Below are 16,881 nucleotides of genomic sequence, written 5' to 3' on the forward strand. Positions count from 1 at the left end.
AACCGGTTCCGCGGCCCCTGCTGGCACCACAACTTCGGCCACGCATTCGACCGGAAGAGATCATGAGCACCAGACCTCTCAGCGGCCTCTTTATCAGCTTCGAAGGCATAGACGGTGCCGGCAAGTCCACGCATATCGCCGGGCTGGCTGAAGCCTTCAAGGCCGAGGGCAGGGCGGTGACGCTGACGCGCGAGCCGGGTGGTACGCCGCTGGCCGAAAAACTGCGCGCCATGGTCCTCAATGACGCCATGGACCCGCTGACCGAAGCCCTGCTGATTTTTGCCGCACGGCGCGACCACCTGGTGAACGTGATTGCACCGGCACTGCTGCGCGGTGACGTGGTGCTGTGCGACCGTTTCACCGACGCCACTTTTGCCTACCAGGGGGCAGGGCGCGGTTTTGACCTGAAGCTGCTCTCAACCCTGGAGCGTTGGGTGCAATCCGACGAAGGGCTGCTGGGCGACCCCGCCGGCAACTCTCCCATGAAGCCCGAGGTGGAAACCGTGATCGAGCCGCATTTGACGGTGTGGTTTGACCTGGCGCCTGAAGAAGCGGCCCGGCGGCTGACGGGCGCGCGACTGCCCGACAAATTCGAGGCGCAGCCGGTGGCGTTTTTCCGCCGTGTCGCGCAAGGCTACGCGGACCGGCAGAAAAATCACCCGGAGCGTTTCGCCCGCATTGACGCATCGAAAAGCCGCGACGAAGTCTGGCAGGCCGTGCAGCAGGTGTTTATCGCCAAAGGCTGGTTGTCATGAGCGTTCTGGATACTTTGCCGGTGACAGCCGGGTCCAGCAACCCGCGCCTGGCGCCGTGGCTCCAGGCGCAACTTGAAAGCCTGCTGGCCCAGCGCGGCCATGCGTGGCTCCTGAGCGGGCCTTCGGGTCTGGGGCAGTTTGAACTGGCGCTGGCACTGGCGCGGGCCTGGCTTTGCGAAGAAGCCACGCCGCAGGGGGCCTGCGGGCACTGCGGCAGTTGCCACGCGGTAGACGTGCACACGCATGCCGACCTTTGCATGCTGATGCCCGAAACCCTGTCGCTGGCGCTCGGCTGGCCGCTCGACGAAAAGACGCAAGACGACCTGGACAGCAAGAAACGCAAGCCCAGCAAGGAAATCAAGGTCGATGCGGCGCGCGAAGCCGTGTCTTTCACACAGTTCACACGGTCACGCGGCACCACCAAGGTGGTGCTGGTGTTCCCGGCCGAGCGCATGAACAACGTCACGGCCAATACCCTGCTAAAGACACTCGAAGAGCCCCCAGGAGCTGTCAAGTTCGTCCTGGCCACCGAGGCCGCGCACCAGTTGCTGCCCACCATCCGGAGCCGGTGCCTGGGCCACACCATGGTCTGGCCGGACTTCGACCAGGCACTGGGCTGGCTCCAGCAGGAAATCACGCTGGCAGGTGACAGCGCCGGTAGCACCAAAAAAGCCGCGGCAGCGCCAAAAGCCGCCGAATTGCAAACCTTGCTGGTGGCCGCGGGCGGGCGACCCGCCGACGCGCTGAGCTGGGCGCAGAACAACCCACCCGCGGAAGCTGCCCAACATTGGCAGGCCCTGCCCAAAGCCATGGCGCGCGGCGACGTGAGCGCGCTGTCGGACTGGGCCCCAGCGCAGGCTGTGGATGCACTGCAAAAGCTTTGCCACGATGTACTGGCTGTGCGCATGGGAGCGGCGCCGCGGTTTTTTCACGCGGGCGACCTTCCGGCGGCCCTTCCCGCTGCGGCCGGCAAGACGGGTGGCGGGCTTTACGCCCTTGCAAGCTGGTCCAAAGAACTGGCGGCCATTGCGCGCACCGTGGAACATCCCTACAACCCGGGCCTGATGCTGGAGTCACTGGTAAGCCGCGCCCGGACAGCGCTGAATGCGAAATAAACCCAAACCGTTTCTTTTATGCTGCAATTGCAGACGCCGCAGCAGTCAAACCGATAAACTAGCGCCATGAGCACACCACCGCCCGCCAGTTCACCCGCAGCCGCCACCGCCCGACCCAGCGTTGTCCAGCTGGCCATCAAGGAAAAAGCAGCGCTTTACGCCGCCTACATTCCCTTGTTCACGGAAGGCGGCGTTTTCATTCCCACGGCACGCGACTACAAGCTGGGCGACGACGTCTACGTCCTGCTGACGCTCCCCGAAGATACGCAGCGCTATCCGGTGGCTGGCAAAGTGGCCTGGGTCACGCCCGCAAGGGCGGCCGGCAACCGCACGCAAGGCGTCGGCGTCCGGTTTCCGTCGGACGATAAATCCCGTCTTCTGAAGATCAAGATTGAAGAAATCCTCGGCGCCCACCTGGCGTCCGACCGCCCCACACAGACCATTTAGGCCTTGCTGGCCACGGCCTGCCACACCGCAAGCGCGTGGTTGCTATGGTATTTATAGCTGCTTGCGCACGGCCAGTAAGGCTTGCAGCCTGTTTTTATACCTAACCTCGTACCGCAATGTTTACTGACTCCCATTGCCATTTGAGCTTTCCGGAGCTTCAGGCCCAATTGCCGCAAATCCGCCAGGCCATGCAGGCCGCCCAGGTTGACCGGGCGCTGTGCATCTGCACCACCCTGGAAGAGTTCGAAACTGTTCATGGGCTGGCGACGGCCTACGACAATTTCTGGGCAACCGTCGGCGTGCATCCCGACAACGAAGATGTCCGGGAACCCAGCCTGGACGACCTGCTGACACGTGCCAGCCTGCCCAGGGTGGTCGGCATTGGCGAGACCGGGCTCGACTATTACCGGCTGGGTGACCGGACCGTGGCGGACATGGAATGGCAGCGGGAGCGGTTTCGCGTGCACATCCGGGCGGCTCGCCAGACCGGCAAGCCCCTGGTGATTCATACCCGCAGCGCGTCCGACGACACGATTGCCTTGTTGAAGGAAGAGGGCGGTAGCGCTGGAGAAGCGGGCCGCGCCACTGGAGTTTTTCACTGCTTTACCGAAACCCAGGCGGTGGCCCGCGCCGCGCTTGACCTCGGGTTTTACATCTCTTTTTCCGGCATCCTGACCTTCAAGAACGCGGCGGATTTGCGGGAGGTGGCCCGATTTGTCCCCCTGGACCGCATGCTGATTGAGACCGACAGCCCCTATCTCGCGCCCATGCCGTACCGCGGCAAAACCAATAATCCTTCGTATGKTCCCCTGGTGGCCAAGCAGATTGCGGAACTCACCCAACAACCCATCCAGGCCATTGCAGAGGCCACCAGCCGAAACTTCGAGCAGCTTTTCAGCGGGGTTAAAGCATGAAAAATAACTTCACAAATTACTTTAAGAAAGCAGTTATTGCCATTGTTTTTTCTGGATTTTCTTCGGCAAATGCAGGGTCGTATGATGATTTTTTCATCGCCGTCAAGCGCGACGATCCCCGTACTATTCAGGCACTGCTGCAGCGGGGATTTGACCCCAACACACCTGACCCAAAAGGTGAGCGTGGGCTCTTTCTCGCGCTGAAGGAGCCATCGCTCAGAGTAGCGCAGGTATTGGTTGACTGGCCCAAGACTGACGTCAACACCCTCAACGACAAGGGGGAAAGCGCGCTCATGCTGGCTGCCCTCAAGAACCATCAGGCTCTGGCTGAGAAGCTGGTCAAGCAGGGCGCCGACGTCAACAAGACCGGCTGGACGCCACTGCATTACGCCGCCAGTGGCGGTCACGTGGCCATCATCAGCCTGCTGCTGGAAAACAGCGCCTATATTGATGCCGAGTCTCCCAATGGCACTACCCCGCTGATGATGGCAGCCATGTACGGCACAACTGCCGCCGTGAAGCTTCTGCTGGAAGAAGGTGCCGACCCGCAACTCAAAAACCAGCGGGGTTTGACGGCCCTGCAGTTTGCCGAGCAAGGCAACCGGCCCGATGCCGCCGCAGCCATCACCGCAGCCATTCGCGGAAAAAGGCCTGCCGGAACCTGGTGAGTCGACATGCCTGGCACCAGATTTAAGCGGAAAGTTTGAGCCCAAAGAGACTCATTCGAGATCGATGCTCTTGAGGCCTTCAGGAACGTTCCGACGCTCTGACATGGGTAGGTTGTCGTGTGATGTGGCGGTGCCGTCCGACTTGACGCAACCCACATAAGACATATGCTTTGAGCCACGTCTCTGATCCGGAGCGTGCAGGAGAAACTCATGACTTCTTTGAAATGCGCAATGGCGCTGTCCTTAACGGCCTTGGTCGCGCCAGCCATGGCGTGCTACACCGTTTATAACCCCGGCAACCAGATCCTTTATTCCGGTGAGGCACCGCCCATAGACATGAGCTACCAGATCCACGAAAAGCTGCCCGCCGTCTTTCCCAGTGGCCATCTGATTTTTGACACGAGCAACAATTGCCCGGCGATAGACGTACGCCGTGCCGTACCGCAACTCACCAATGTCGCGCTTGTAACGGCCGCACCCGCTCCCAGACAAGCACGTCAGATGACGCGCGCCCAGCGCGAACGCGCGCTCGATTCTCTGACGAAATGAGCAAGGGCGGCACGCCGCTTTAGTTTGGAATTCGCGTGGATATCAACTGCTGCTTGCGTTGCGGTTTGGGTTGGGCCGATTCCCACACCCAACACCATTGACGCAGCGCAACTCGAATTTGCAGCGTAGCGACCGCTGAGCCTATCTGCAAGGTACGCCGCGAACTGCTGAAAATCATCACCCATTGAGAGCGTGCGGTGCGCTTCACTTCACTGGCCTCATGTGGTCGGCCAGGCAAGGGGATCTTTGCGACATCTACAATGTTCTACGATGTATAAAACGAGCTCGTTATGAAAACTCTGTCTCATAATCGCTGTTGAAATCACACCACGATCTTTGTGATGTTAAGCAAACCCTCCCCTAATTGGAGGGTTTTTTTACGACTGCATGCGCGATACTCCTGCGCATATGACTCTCTCTTTCGATTCCGTAGACTGGATTATCGGGCTTACCATGATCATCGGTAGTGCTCTTATGCTGCTAGTAGGTCTTGCACTAGCCGGGCGACCCGTCATAGGGCTTGTCTGGGCAGTATTGGGCACTGGACTTGCGATCGGAACTGCTGCAGGAGTTGATTTGTTGCTTCAGTCCTTTGCCAGCGAATTGTTCTGGAGTGATGGAGGGCATAAGCGCAACGCGATGCGGACATTCCTGCCTTTTAGCCTTGGGATGATCATTGGCATAGGGGGAACCGGATTGTTGCTTGTTTGGCTTGATAAATACGACTACCAAGGCGCGTCGGAATAGCCAACGGCAGCTATCGGCCAGAAGCGGACCTTCGACATGACATCTCGCTTTTCTGTTGATTTCAACGAACTCATAGAACACGACCTCGTGATGCTGTCCCAAACTGATGACAGGGCGGACGTGACGGGTATATCCGTTGCCCTCGTGCAAGGGCTACAAGTCGAAATTCAAGAGGAAAATCTATATAACGACGGCCTCCACGAAATACTCTTTGCCCGAGGAATTGTTGAGGCCAATACAACCGGCACCTGGTCACACGTTAAGTGGCTCTGCCGGATTGACTCCGCAGGAATCACCAATTTAGTTGGCGATTGATATTCCACGATCAGTAAAACGAGCTCGTTATGGAAACTCTGTCTCATAATCGCTGTTGAAATCACACCACGATCTTTGTGATGTTAAGCAAACCCTCCCCTAATTGGAGGGTTTTTTTATGTCTAACAGAAGCCTACAGTCGCTGGGCAGAATAAATAATCTTAGCCGACAGAATGCGGCAAAAACGGGAAAATCCATGGAAGAAACACCGCAAACGGCTCGACGACCTCCAGGACAAGGCTTTCCAATAATCACAGCGCTAGCTGGCGCGATCCTACTCAGTGCGCTTATCTACTCAATACGAAACCGCACATCTGCTGACGTCATCCGATACGGAGGAATACTTGCCCTGGTTTTCTGGCTGCCTACGACAATTACGGTAGCAGTAGGCTACTGGAAAGATAAGTCAAAAAGGAACCTCCAGCTACTCTTGGCGCTTCCGGTAATAAGCGCAGCTCTAGGTGCAACCTATTACCTGCTATTTGCGGCGGTGTGGGACCTACTGAAATGGCTCATCAACTTATGGTCATCGACTGTGGGAGGGTTCATTGCTGTTGCCGCATGCACGCTGCTCATTGGAACAGGACTCTTCCTATTTCGTCTCAAATACCGCTTCTTATATGGAATGTCGGAAGCCGCGGTAGGTGTAATTGTCGCGAGCTACAGATTCTCCCCCACCGACCCCCTACGAACGCTGACTGACCCGAATTTCTACTTCGCATTCCTTGTGTCAGGTGTTTACTTGGTGGTGAGGGGACTCGACAACATGCATCAAGGAACCATGAAGGAGCCAATTGATCCCGTGGCCGAAAAGTTGTTCCACYGGTATAAAAGTCCGAATCGCAGAAAATCAGCGCAGCAAGCACTGATCAACTCGATGCTTAGACGTAAGTGAAGAAATCTTCCAAAAGAACATGGTTTACGGCCAAACTATGTCCAATAAACAGAGGGGCGTATGAAAATTTTTATAAGCTGGTCTGGAGATCGAAGCAAGGCAATTGCATCTTTGCTAAATGACTGGATTAAATGCGTCATTCAAGCAAGCAAACCTTGGATATCTACACGAGATATAGACCGCGGAGCGCTTTGGTTCACTGAAATCAGCGACCAGCTCCGTGAGACAGCGGTGGGGGTTATTTGCCTAACGCAAGAAAACAAAGATAGGCCATGGATATTGTTCGAAGCCGGGGCGCTGGCAAAAGGGCTTTCTTCAACCAGGGTTTGCACATTCTTAATCGATCTGAAGGCGACAGATCTAATTGATCCACTCGCGCAGTTCAACCACACATTCCCCAACAAAGAAAGCGTTTGGGGCCTTGTTCGGACCCTCAACAGTAGCGCAGGACAGCACGCACTAGAAGAGCGAGTTCTGCTCCAAGTTTTTGATACATACTGGCCACAATTTGAAACAGGGTTTGCCGCCGCACTAAAGCAGTACCCGGATCAAAAGAAAACCGAACCGCGTAGCGACGTAGACATACTAGATGAGATTCTTACGAATACGCGGGCACTAAATTCTCGTATTCGCACCCTAGAAGCTCAAAACGCTCAAAATTTAGACACGCCCGCAAACTCAGCTCACACAATCAGTGAGTTCATTGAAAGTGGGCAGGCAGATGTATATCTCAGGCAACTATCCGCAACCTCCCTTGCCGACACCGCGTCCGAGTTTCGGATAAATACAGAAACCGAAAAGGACAAAATTATTAGGAGGCAGAGGATTTTGGCGCGCGCTATACAGGATTACAAACCTAAACAGTGACGCCTGGGTTTGTCTCGTCGTGGACGCACACGTCACTACATCTTGAGATCTACAGCAACCCTCCTCTAATTGGAGGGTTTTTTATTTCCCGGCGCGCCTATAGTGCAACGGAGAGGAGGCTAGATGGCTAAGACCAATCGTGGTCTCGGTACTTTACATCGAGCCAAAAAAAAATGCTTTGGCACATCAAGGGTTCAAACACATACCTCCTAGGCACGGTGCATCTTACCAATTTTGCACCGCCGAAATTGAGTGCCGCAGCTGAAATAGCCTTCAATCGCGCCACACAGATAGTATTTGAGACGGATGTCGGAATAGATCAGCCGCCTGACCCGCGAATGCTTAATCTTCCTGACGGTGTCATGCTTTCGACGATAGTGTCACGTCAGCTGTACGAGATGACGAAAGCTCACTGGATTCGCCTTGGAGGTGATGAACAGGGTTTACTAAAACGTTTACCGGGAATGACTGCAATAGCCTTGCAATTCACAACCGCTGCGTTGAGCGGCTATGCCCGCCACAACGGGGTCGATAAAACACTGTGGGTGCGGGCTAAGTCAGAAGGGAAGCAGATTGTCATGCTAGAAACGTTTGATGAGCAAATGAGCAAGCTTGTTACTTCGCCGCTCGTGGAACAAATTGAACTTTTAAAACAAACTGCAGAGGATCCCGCTTGCCGGGTGTCGCAAGTAATCGAGCTAGTCGATGCATGGAATACCAACGGCATCGGTGTTTTCGAGAGAGAGCTTGCGCGAGCATTTGCAATATTTCCCAAAATGTCGGAGACGATAATTACGGAGCGGAATGAGGACTGGCGTCCATCGATACGAAAATTTGTCGAGAGCGAGACGCCAACGCTCGTTGCGGTTGGAGCGCTGCACTTAGTAGGGGAGGTGGGGTTACCTGAGATTCTAAAAAAAGACGGTTTCGTCACCGTACCAGTGACCCAAGCTTAGTCGGGGGCAGAACACTAGCCGTACAATCCCACTGCCCGACTAAGCCGCACAACCGCAAGCACTAATGCCCACCCAGCCAACCTCAACACCACCCGAGGAGCCTCTCACCTGGAAGGAAATTGATGACTTCTTGGTGCAGATGGACAAACGGCAATGCCCTTGGTGCAATGGTCAACACTGGGGACTTCACATTGACTCCACCTTAATGAAGGAAAACGGTAATAAAGTTATTCCGGGTCTCCGATCACTCTCTCGCATCCGCATTGAACCCGGTGAACGCGGTAACGATTTGAAGGCCAGCATTTCTGCCGGCACCGAAAGCGCGCTTGTTGCGATCGTTGCGGAATGCACAGAGTGCGGCCACCTGTATTTCTTTAATTACTTCACTGTTCTCACCAAAGCAAGAGCCAAAAGAACACAAGAAAATGGCAACGATCCATCAATTTGACCCCATGAGCGGCGCCCCACGTCTGGTTAACTCAGAACAAGGCGGCGAACCGCCGTATGATGGGGGAATGGAAGCACGCGTTGCAAAGCTAGAAGCCGTCTCAGAATTCATCCAGCGAGACATAGCTGAATTGAAGAACGAGACACGCGAAATCCGAAAGGACATCGCGAGCATTCGCACCACCGATTTTCGAATCCTATTCGGCGCGATCATTACAGTAGCCCTAGGTCTTGCGGGTCTGATGGCCAAAGGCTTCCACTGGCTGTAAACAAGCCTTAGTTGGGTATTGGCTCAGTATCGAGCACCCAACAATCTCCAAAGCTATTAATCCAATGCCGCGCCACACGATAACCGGGCGGGCATTCGAACGCTATAGCGATGATGTCAGCTAGGGGCCCTTCGGGGAATTCCAGCGTGATGGACTTGGGCGGCGTGAGGTCTTGGGTGCTGTCCCACATGCGGCGGCCCTCTAAGCCCTCAGCATGGTGCTTGGTGAGGTACTTCGACACATAGGCCGCCATCTTGGCCAAGCTGAAAGCTTTAGCGTCGGCATGCTGCTTTTTCTTAGACTTGCGGGTGTAGCCGTCTACATTGATGGTGCCACCCGTGACCATCACTACTGGCCATTCTTGACCTGGCTGCAGCGGGCCGCAAAAATCGAACGGCACTTCGCCCACCACCTCTTGCCAGAGCAGCGTCATAACCTCATAGGAGGGCTTTGCCACGCCTTTGTGGCGCAGCATGCGGGGTAGGGCGTCGGTGGTGGCGTGGAAGTGCCACGCGCCGCGTTTCTGAGGCTCAAAGGCCCATACGGAACGGAAATGGGGGATGACAGCGCGAACCTTGCGAAGCCACGCGGCGAAGTCGCGACGCATGCGGTCAAAGTCCTTCATGTTCTCGCGGTAGGTGCCAGTGAGCATGTGCCGGAAGCGGCCGTGCTTAATTTTGTGGCGGCAATTGCGCTTTGCGCGGGCGGCGGATTTTCGCTTGCAGGCCAGCGCTTTGCGTTCCATCTCCTCAAGGTCAATGGTCAATCTAGCCTCGTCAGGGCCGCACCACGCGGCGAGGTGGAAACGTTCCTCATCCAAGGGAATAGCAAGCAGGCGGCGCGTGATACGCACCTCACGCTGTCCGGTGCCATACCAGCCACCCACAGGGCCACGGAGGGCCGTTAAGTCGATCATGGAGCCATCAGGCTTGCCCGTGGGAATCTCCGTCGTGTGGGTCTTGGATTCCCAAATCGTGACTTTGTAGCCGTCTTTAACGAGCTTGCAGCGAAGCCCATCTCGGAATACGATGTTGTCCATTGGCAGTGCCTCATCTTTGCTGTCAATCTGACCCCGGGGGATTCGTAGTCCCGCCGGGGTTTCTTTTTGGCCGGTTCCTCTATGAACTCAGCGCCTAATCCGCGTTATGTCGAGATGTGTTCTTAAGATAAATTAAGCGGCGCTTCGCGCCGCCGGCCTGCGGCTATCGGCGGCGCACCTAGCAGCCGCATCAACCAATCGACGTGCAGGAGCTGCAAGCCTGCAGCGTTTGCCATGGGGTTGCACCCCATACCCGGGCGTGCCGCCCCCGCGTTGCGGGCTCCCCTGCTGTTTGTCTTCCAAAAGGTGGTTTGCGCCGGTCACTTGATGTACTCACGCTTGCGCATGAACGCCAGCACCTCAGCATCACGCGAGACGGTGGACCGAATCTCAGGCGGCGGCAGGACGGGCTTCGACTCGGTGGCAAATACCGGCTCTGAGGTCGATGCAAGGCGCACGGGCGCGGGTTCAGTAGCGACTACCGGCTTAGGCTTGGACTGGACCACCCCGGGCGGCTCAAGGAACGGGAAGAACACCGCATTGCGCACGTACTGCACACACATCGCCTGTGTGGTGTCATAGCGCTGACCGGTTTGGGTGTAGCACCCGCAGGGACCACCGTGCAGCTTGACCCAAGAAGGCCGATCGGAGCTCAGGCAGGCCGCAGGCAGCGGGACCGTCTTAGGCACCGTCATGGCGTCATAGACGGGCGCTGTGTGCATCATTCCTTCAATCCGAGGCTTGTACTGGTCTATGTACTGTTCGACGGTCAGAGGGCCTTTTTCAGCAGCGACCTTGCCCGATTGGGGATTGCTGGCACCAGCCGGGCGGGCCATGGAGGGCGGTGTGGCCGCAGCCTGGCCGGTATCGGTGAACCGGTGCAAGGTGCGACTGATGGCGTTCCAACCGACAAAGGGGAAGGCCAAGGCCGTAGCCAGCACCACCCAAACGACCAGCGGGACACGGCCCCCGGCCTTGGTGTGCTTCTCGCTGGACTTGTACAACTCAAACACCCGCTTGGGATAGCGCCAGACTTTGGACTGTGCCTGTTTGAGGTTGGACAGGTTGCTGACGCTGTCCCATTCGTAGACGATGGCCGCGTTCAGGGCCCAGGTGCGGCGCACGTGGATATGCCGACCGACGAGGCGGCGAATGTGGGCATCGATCTGTTGCGGGTGCTGCGTGATGATGATGAAATCGCAGCCGCTGTGCCGGTGAACTTCAAGGCGCTTGATCCACTCCGGCGCGGGCGCACTGGGTGAGCGCGGGCGGGCGATGCGCTGGACCTCATCGATACAGAACACCGCATCAATCAGATTGAAAGCAGGCGCGCCGGTTTCTTCATTGGGTTCGCCGCCCTTGTACCAAGCCTCTACATCCTTGTCGCTGATGGGCGTGTGTTCCAGCAGCAAATCGGGAATGCCGTTGACGAACTTCGGGCGGTCCTTGAATTGGCCGTTGAGCAATGCACCCACCGCATACAAGCTCTTGCCGCTGCCCGGCGTGCCGGTGATCAGAATAATCATGACACCACACTCCCCAGTCCGAAGAACGAGAAGGCCTTGCGTAAGGCCCACAACGTGAGGGAGAACGAAATAGCGCCCAGCACAAGGGCAAGGGCGGTGTTAAAGCCAAACAAGCCCATCATCTGCAGGACAGCCGCGGGGAAGCTGTTAACGCTGTTGACGACGTATTCGCGGGCCTGCTGGAAAGCGGTATCCACCCCCTTGAAGGTGATGACCGAGAGCCCGAGCGAAGTCATGATGCGGACGATGATGGGTTGCACCATCGCCATCAGCCAATTGGTTAAGGTGTCCATCAGTTTTTGGTGGTGAGGGCTGCATAAACGATCATCAGTGCGGCCATCGCAGCAGACAGCAGCACGAAGGGTTTGACGTAAGGCGCCACGTCACAAAACCATTTGTAGGAGAGCTTGAAGCTCTTGCCGAAGGCTTCAAAGTTCAGATCAGCGGGACAGCCGTTGCCGATGCTGAAGCCATTCATGTTGTCCGGCGCAAAAGTGTTGACGTCGATTTCTTTGGTGGGCAACTCGCCGTCCGTAGGTTTGCCCAGACCGGTACAACCTGCCGTGCCGCCACCCTTGGAGCAGCCCACATCGCCGGTGCCGGTGCAATTTCCGTCCTTGGGGTTCTTGGTACAGAAACTGTCCTTGCCCTCTGTCTTGGAACTGCTGGACGATGTTGTGGAGCCGTTGACGCTTGTGTTGGTCACCGTCGTGGTGGTGTTGCACGAATTGCCGGTGCAGGTGGTTTCTGTGGTCGTCTCCGTCTTGGTTTCTTCCGGCGTGCCGGGGTTCTGCTTGACGGTTTCTTTCTTTGGCTCTGACTTGGTTTCTATCGGGTCAGAGCAAGTCGTGACTGTGGTGCCGTTCATGACGGCGCTGCCCACGCTTTTGCCGGGCGGGCAAGGGCTGTTGTTGGGCGTAACCGGCGGAGTTGTCGAGGTGGACTCTGTAGGTGACGTATCCGTTGCGGTCGGCTCTGGTGTGCAGGAGCTACCGGTGTGCGTGTACGTGAAATAAGTGGACCATTTACCGGTTACCCGGTCTTTGGCCTTCATGGAGACGTTCATCTGCATGCCGCAGCCTCGACCTGGCGTGACTCCGGACACGTTGGTATTGCAGGCAAAGCCGCTGGACAAGTAACCCTCAACCACGCTCTCTGTAGAACCGCCCAAAGTGGACTCTGCAATGGTCTTGATGGCCTTACAACGCTCATCGTCCGGGTTTACGGTGGTACAGCCGTCATGCGCGGCATTCTCGACGCTGGGCGGAGTGCACACACAGGACGTGGTTCCTGTGCTTCCCGCAGGGCACTCCACCGGCGCAATCCGCGTACTCACTGCTAAATCACCGTCCGATCCTGTGACTCCCGTAGCCTTATAAACGTAGGAATACAGACAGTGATCATTCGACGTGATGGACGTGGGCGATACAGTCACTTGCCAACCGAGGCGCGCATTAAACACGGCGGCCCAGCTTTGACACGCGGCCATCTGGGTAGACGCCCATGCGCCCACATCTTGCGCACTGCTACCGTACAGATATTGGGTCTGCCCACCGGGTGGCGGGAAGGCTGCAAAGGCGGGCGTCAGCGCACCAAGAGCCAGAGCCAGAACCAGCCAATGCAGAAAACCACGAAGTCGATTAATTCGAAGCTCATACATTCTGGTCCCCGTTCTTTTTGAACATATCGATCAGTTCCCGGACCCCCCAGATAGCCAGCGAGCCCAGCACGAKCAACGAGAACAGCGGGAGCCATGTGTCGGCATAGGTCATGCGGTCGCAGGGCTGCAGGGCCACTACGGACTCGACGCCGCTGGACATTTGAAGGGTTGCGGTGTTGCCCGCAACAGTGAATGAAGAGCAGGACAGCAAACCGGCGCTGGTCATGCCGTAGGCCACAGAGCAGGCGTGCGATGACGCCATTTCTGCGGTCGGGAAGCACTGGGCACCGATTTGCCATCCTGCAGCCATGGCTTACTTCCGGCCAAACATGCCGATGAGCCTGTAGATGCCCCACACGGCCAGCGTGACGATGAAAAGCAGGCCGCCCATGGCGATCAGGTCATCTTTCGTCTTGCCGGTTTCAGTGGTGGCCGCTGTGATCAGCGGATTGGTGCTTTGCGCGAGAGCCACGCTGGCGGTAAAGAACAGGCCGGCAACGGCCACGAAGGCCGAGACGACCAGATTTTTAACACTCTTGAACATGGAAATACCCTTTCAAACGGTGGTCAGCGGTGCTGAACTACACCCCATAGAGCCGGGCGTTTCACAACGATGCGGCTCTACAGGCTGGAGTCACTTAGGCTGCAGCTGCAGCAGCACGAGGAGCAGCCACGGGAGCAGGCGCAGCCTTTGATTGAAAGGAGGGCGGGACTGGGGTCAGGTCGGTGAGCTCGGCCACGATGCGGCCTTGGTTCTCGCCATAGGCGGCGGCGACGAGGCCAAAGGAGGCGGTGAACATGCCCTGCTTCGCTTTCTCTTCCAGGCGCTTGGGGATGACCAGCACGCCCACGGCGCCGGGGGTCCCGTCTGCGTTACGAAGGACGCAATGGGCTTCGTTGATGCTGTAGTCGTTGCCGGTCTTTTTGGCTTTGCCGGACTTGTTGGTGATCAGGAGAATTTCGAGGATGGAGGCGATTTGCGACATGCGGGACCTTTCTTGCGGCACGGTGACCGCTGGGTTAAAGTTGATGTATCAAATTCGCTATTTAGCGAACTCGATACAACGAACTTTAGCGAAGGTGATACACATGTCAACAGACCAGAACCTGATCGCGCTCATTGCCAAAGCCTCTCAAGCTGTCGGCAGCGACGCCAAACTTGCCCGCGCAATGGGCATTGCTCAGCAAAATATCAGCCTCTGGAAGTCTGGTGAACGAACATGCACACCTGAAGATCGGGCGCGCCTGGCCGGGTTCGCAAAAGAGGATGCGCTACAGGAATTGGTACGCGCTACGCTGGAGAAAACTGCAGGAACGCTACGTGGGGAGCAACTTAGACAAGTGCTGGGAAAGTGGTTGCATCAGACTGGCGTGGCGTCCGTTGGCGCATTGGCCGGTCTGGGCAGCATGACCTATGGGGCCTTGAGCCTGAAGGACGTGGCGACTAGCGCCTTAGATGTTCTACGATGTATATTATGTTAAGTAATAAATATTGGCAGTGAAGATGCCTTGTGGCCCTTTTGTGAAGCCTGCTTTTTCGGACCCCATCCTCTTCCTATTGTTCGTCCATGGCCTTCGCTTCCACTCGCGGCAGGCTCACCATAGCCAGGAGAGATTCGATGTCTGCGGGTTTCACCACATGATGGTCAAAACCCGCTTGTTGGGAGCGCAACCGGCTTTCGGCTTCGCCGTAGCCGGTCAAGGCAATCAGCAGCGTTGTTTTCGATTCCGGGCGGCTACGCAGCTGGCGGGCAACCTCAAAGCCGTCCAGGCCGGGCAAACCGATGTCGAGGATGACTACGTCCGGCACGAATTCCCGGGCGATATGGAGCGCTGACGCACCATCGTTCGCGATCCTCACGTTAAAACCTTCCAGTTCCAGCAGCACTTGCAGCGTTTCTGCGGAAGCGCATAAATCGTCGACTACAAGGACTTTTCGGGGAACAGCAGGCGCCGGTTTGGCGGCCGGCGGCGCAGCCATCACAGGAAGACCGGCATCGCTGGCTGAAGCCCTCGCGGGAAAATAAAGGGATATCCGGCTTCCCATGCCTTTGCCTTCGCTATAAGCCTCTACTTTGCCGTTGTGCAACTCGACCAAATGCTTGACCAGTGTCAAACCAATACCCAGCCCCCCTTGCGCGCGGTCCAGGGCCTGGTCGCCCTGGGCAAAAAGGTCGAATACGTGCGGCAGGAAGTCGGGCTCTATGCCCTGACCGTTGTCTGACACGAACAGGGTGACGCCCTCCTCCTGCAGCGAGGCGTTCAGCTCGATCTTTCCATGCTGATCCGTGAATTTGGAGGCATTGTTCAGCAGGTTGGAAAGCACTTGAGACAAGCGCACCAAATCGCCCTGGAGCACCACGGCTTCAGCTGGAAGACGGACAGTCAATTCCTGATTCCTGGCTGCCAGCAGCGGGCTGCTGGCCTCCACTGCATGCTCGCACAATGTCGAGAGCAGGACCGGCTCCATATGAACCGTCACCTTGCCCCTGACGATCCGCGAGACGTCCAGAAGATCATCGATCATTCGTGACATGTGATCGACCTGCCGTGCAATGACATCACGCGCCCATGCAACCTTCGGGTTGACTACATGGGAACTGTGAATGATATGCACTGCGTTCCTGATCGGTGCCAGCGGATTCCTGAGCTCGTGCGCCAGCATGGCAAGGAATTCGTTCTTGCGGCGATCCGCTTCCTGAACCAGCGTATAGAGCCTGGCGTTTTCCATGGCAATAGAGGCACGGCCCACCACCTCGCTGAGCAGGGCGGCGTCCGCCTGCGCAAAACCGCCGGCCTTGCCGAACAGAATGAGTGCGCCCAGCATCTGCTCACGCGCGACCAGCGGGCAAATCGCCATCTCCTCATGGTCTGCCGGGAGCTCCGGCCAGGCAGGCTGCGGGGCTGCCGCGGAGGCTGTCGACGCCGCGCACAACTCCGTTGAGGGCAGAAACGCTATTTTCCGCGAGAGCATGGCGCTGCGGACCGTCGCCGCCATGGGGGCGCCCAACTCGCGATGGCATTCGAGTACGACAGGGCCCGCCGAGGGGTCCGGGCCACCCGCAATTTTGAGGCAGCGGCAGTGCAGCTCGCCATGGCTGTCCAGCAGGGCGACGGCCGCCATGGCGCCCAGGTCCGGTACGGCGATATCCGCCAGCGCTTGGGCAGTGGCATCGATATTGAGGGACATGGACAGGCGTTGACTGGCATCCGACAGGAAGTCGGCACGCCGCGTGGCATCCTCGGCCGCGGTGCGTGCCGCCTCGGACCGCGCCAGCGCCTCGCGCTCGACGGCCTGCTGCTGAAGCTGCCGGTTCATGCGGTGAAGGTCGACGAAAACCTTGACCTTGGAACGCAACACCCCCGGCACGACGGGCGAAGAGATGTAGTCCACCGCGCCCAGCGCGTAACCCTTGGCGGCCTGTTCCTCGTCCACATAGGCCGTGATAAAAACAATGGGCGTTTGCGCCGTCTTCTTGTACTGCCGGATCATGCTGGCGGTCTCCAGCCCGTCGATGTCGGGCATGTTGACGTCCAGCAGGATGACCGCAAACTCCATCTGCAGGATGAGGCGCAGAGCCTCCCGGCCCGAGCGGGCACTGACGATGTTTTGCCCCAGTTCTTCCAGGATGCTGTTCATGACAACATGCTTTTCCGGCAGGTCGTCGACGATCAGGATGTTGACCAGATCCGGATTCAGCATGTTTGCCGG

22 protein-coding genes are annotated in these 16,881 nt (G+C 57.4%); 14 read left to right on the forward strand and 8 right to left on the reverse strand.

Annotation, left to right across the window (positions count from 1 at the left end):
- The first annotated feature begins 62 nt into the window (after positions 1-62).
- From tmk to AC1DYQ_RS07950, 13 genes are all read left to right on the forward strand, one after another.
- Complete coding sequence (tmk, locus tag AC1DYQ_RS07890; RefSeq protein ID WP_477686332.1) at positions 63-755, forward strand: dTMP kinase; 693 nt, start codon at positions 63-65, stop codon at positions 753-755.
- Positions 752-1,870: a DNA polymerase III subunit delta' gene (locus AC1DYQ_RS07895; RefSeq protein ID WP_477686333.1), complete on the forward strand. Its 1,119-nt coding sequence runs from the start codon at positions 752-754 to the stop codon at positions 1,868-1,870. Before tmk ends, AC1DYQ_RS07895 begins: the two co-directional genes overlap by 4 nt.
- A 66-nt stretch (positions 1,871-1,936) precedes the next feature.
- Positions 1,937-2,317, forward strand: coding sequence for a PilZ domain-containing protein (locus AC1DYQ_RS07900; protein ID WP_477669556.1), 381 nt, complete (start codon positions 1,937-1,939; stop codon positions 2,315-2,317).
- Between the two features lie 116 nt (positions 2,318-2,433).
- Positions 2,434-3,231, forward strand: a complete 798-nt coding sequence (locus tag AC1DYQ_RS07905; RefSeq protein ID WP_477686334.1) for a TatD family hydrolase — start codon at positions 2,434-2,436, stop codon at positions 3,229-3,231.
- On the forward strand, positions 3,228-3,899 hold the full coding sequence (locus AC1DYQ_RS07910; protein ID WP_477686335.1) for an ankyrin repeat domain-containing protein: 672 nt from the start codon (positions 3,228-3,230) through the stop codon (positions 3,897-3,899). Before AC1DYQ_RS07905 ends, AC1DYQ_RS07910 begins: the two co-directional genes overlap by 4 nt.
- Before the next feature lie 210 nt (positions 3,900-4,109).
- Positions 4,110-4,448: a hypothetical protein gene (locus AC1DYQ_RS07915; protein WP_477686336.1), complete on the forward strand. Its 339-nt coding sequence runs from the start codon at positions 4,110-4,112 to the stop codon at positions 4,446-4,448.
- Positions 4,449-4,856: 408 nt separating this feature from the next.
- Positions 4,857-5,195: a hypothetical protein gene (locus AC1DYQ_RS07920; protein WP_477651460.1), complete on the forward strand. Its 339-nt coding sequence runs from the start codon at positions 4,857-4,859 to the stop codon at positions 5,193-5,195.
- A 36-nt stretch (positions 5,196-5,231) separates the two neighbouring features.
- Positions 5,232-5,510 carry a hypothetical protein gene (locus AC1DYQ_RS07925; RefSeq protein ID WP_477686337.1) on the forward strand — a complete coding sequence of 93 codons (279 nt, stop codon included), beginning with the start codon at positions 5,232-5,234 and terminating at the stop codon, positions 5,508-5,510.
- Positions 5,511-5,706: 196 nt separating this feature from the next.
- Positions 5,707-6,405, forward strand: coding sequence for a hypothetical protein (locus tag AC1DYQ_RS07930; RefSeq protein ID WP_477686338.1), 699 nt, complete (start codon positions 5,707-5,709; stop codon positions 6,403-6,405).
- A 60-nt stretch (positions 6,406-6,465) separates the two neighbouring features.
- Entirely contained in the window at positions 6,466-7,272 is an 807-nt protein-coding gene (locus AC1DYQ_RS07935) for a toll-Interleukin receptor (protein ID WP_477686339.1), read from the forward strand.
- Between the two features lie 173 nt (positions 7,273-7,445).
- Positions 7,446-8,228 carry a TraB/GumN family protein gene (locus AC1DYQ_RS07940; protein WP_477686340.1) on the forward strand — a complete coding sequence of 261 codons (783 nt, stop codon included), beginning with the start codon at positions 7,446-7,448 and terminating at the stop codon, positions 8,226-8,228.
- Between the two features lie 64 nt (positions 8,229-8,292).
- Positions 8,293-8,676, forward strand: coding sequence for a hypothetical protein (locus tag AC1DYQ_RS07945; RefSeq protein WP_477686341.1), 384 nt, complete (start codon positions 8,293-8,295; stop codon positions 8,674-8,676).
- On the forward strand, positions 8,654-8,944 hold the full coding sequence (locus AC1DYQ_RS07950; protein ID WP_477686342.1) for a hypothetical protein: 291 nt from the start codon (positions 8,654-8,656) through the stop codon (positions 8,942-8,944). The genes AC1DYQ_RS07945 and AC1DYQ_RS07950 overlap by 23 nt, the downstream gene beginning before the upstream one ends.
- A gap of 7 nt (positions 8,945-8,951) precedes the next feature.
- Here AC1DYQ_RS07950 and AC1DYQ_RS07955 read toward each other — a convergent pair whose 3' ends face one another.
- The 7 genes from AC1DYQ_RS07955 to AC1DYQ_RS07985 form a co-directional block, all read right to left on the reverse strand.
- Positions 8,952-9,983: a rolling circle replication-associated protein gene (locus tag AC1DYQ_RS07955; protein ID WP_477686343.1), complete on the reverse strand. Its 1,032-nt coding sequence runs from the start codon at positions 9,981-9,983 to the stop codon at positions 8,952-8,954.
- A gap of 320 nt (positions 9,984-10,303) precedes the next feature.
- On the reverse strand, positions 10,304-11,509 hold the full coding sequence (locus tag AC1DYQ_RS07960; RefSeq protein ID WP_477686344.1) for a zonular occludens toxin domain-containing protein: 1,206 nt from the start codon (positions 11,507-11,509) through the stop codon (positions 10,304-10,306).
- The gene (locus tag AC1DYQ_RS07965) at positions 11,506-11,802 is read right to left on the reverse strand and encodes a DUF2523 domain-containing protein (protein ID WP_477686345.1); all 297 of its coding nucleotides are present in this window, start codon (positions 11,800-11,802) and stop codon (positions 11,506-11,508) included. Before AC1DYQ_RS07965 ends, AC1DYQ_RS07960 begins: the two co-directional genes overlap by 4 nt.
- Complete coding sequence (locus AC1DYQ_RS07970; protein WP_477686346.1) at positions 11,802-12,785, reverse strand: virulence factor TspB C-terminal domain-related protein; 984 nt, start codon at positions 12,783-12,785, stop codon at positions 11,802-11,804. Before AC1DYQ_RS07970 ends, AC1DYQ_RS07965 begins: the two co-directional genes overlap by 1 nt.
- Positions 12,786-13,161: 376 nt before the next feature.
- Complete coding sequence (locus AC1DYQ_RS07975) at positions 13,162-13,479, reverse strand: hypothetical protein (protein WP_477686347.1); 318 nt, start codon at positions 13,477-13,479, stop codon at positions 13,162-13,164.
- 3 nt (positions 13,480-13,482) lie between these two features.
- A complete protein-coding gene (locus tag AC1DYQ_RS07980) occupies positions 13,483-13,713 on the reverse strand; it encodes a hypothetical protein (RefSeq protein ID WP_477686348.1) in 231 nt (76 codons plus the stop codon).
- Between the two features lie 94 nt (positions 13,714-13,807).
- Entirely contained in the window at positions 13,808-14,155 is a 348-nt protein-coding gene (locus AC1DYQ_RS07985) for a hypothetical protein (protein WP_477686349.1), read from the reverse strand.
- Positions 14,156-14,258: 103 nt separating this feature from the next.
- Between AC1DYQ_RS07985 and AC1DYQ_RS07990 the strand changes: the two genes are divergently transcribed.
- The gene (locus tag AC1DYQ_RS07990; RefSeq protein ID WP_477686350.1) at positions 14,259-14,651 is read left to right on the forward strand and encodes a hypothetical protein; all 393 of its coding nucleotides are present in this window, start codon (positions 14,259-14,261) and stop codon (positions 14,649-14,651) included.
- Between the two features lie 73 nt (positions 14,652-14,724).
- Here AC1DYQ_RS07990 and AC1DYQ_RS07995 read toward each other — a convergent pair whose 3' ends face one another.
- On the reverse strand, positions 14,725-16,872 hold the full coding sequence (locus tag AC1DYQ_RS07995; protein ID WP_477686351.1) for a response regulator: 2,148 nt from the start codon (positions 16,870-16,872) through the stop codon (positions 14,725-14,727).
- Between the last annotated feature and the right edge of the window lie 9 nt (positions 16,873-16,881).

The sequence above is a fragment of the Polaromonas sp. P1_F4 genome (assembly GCF_056405675.1).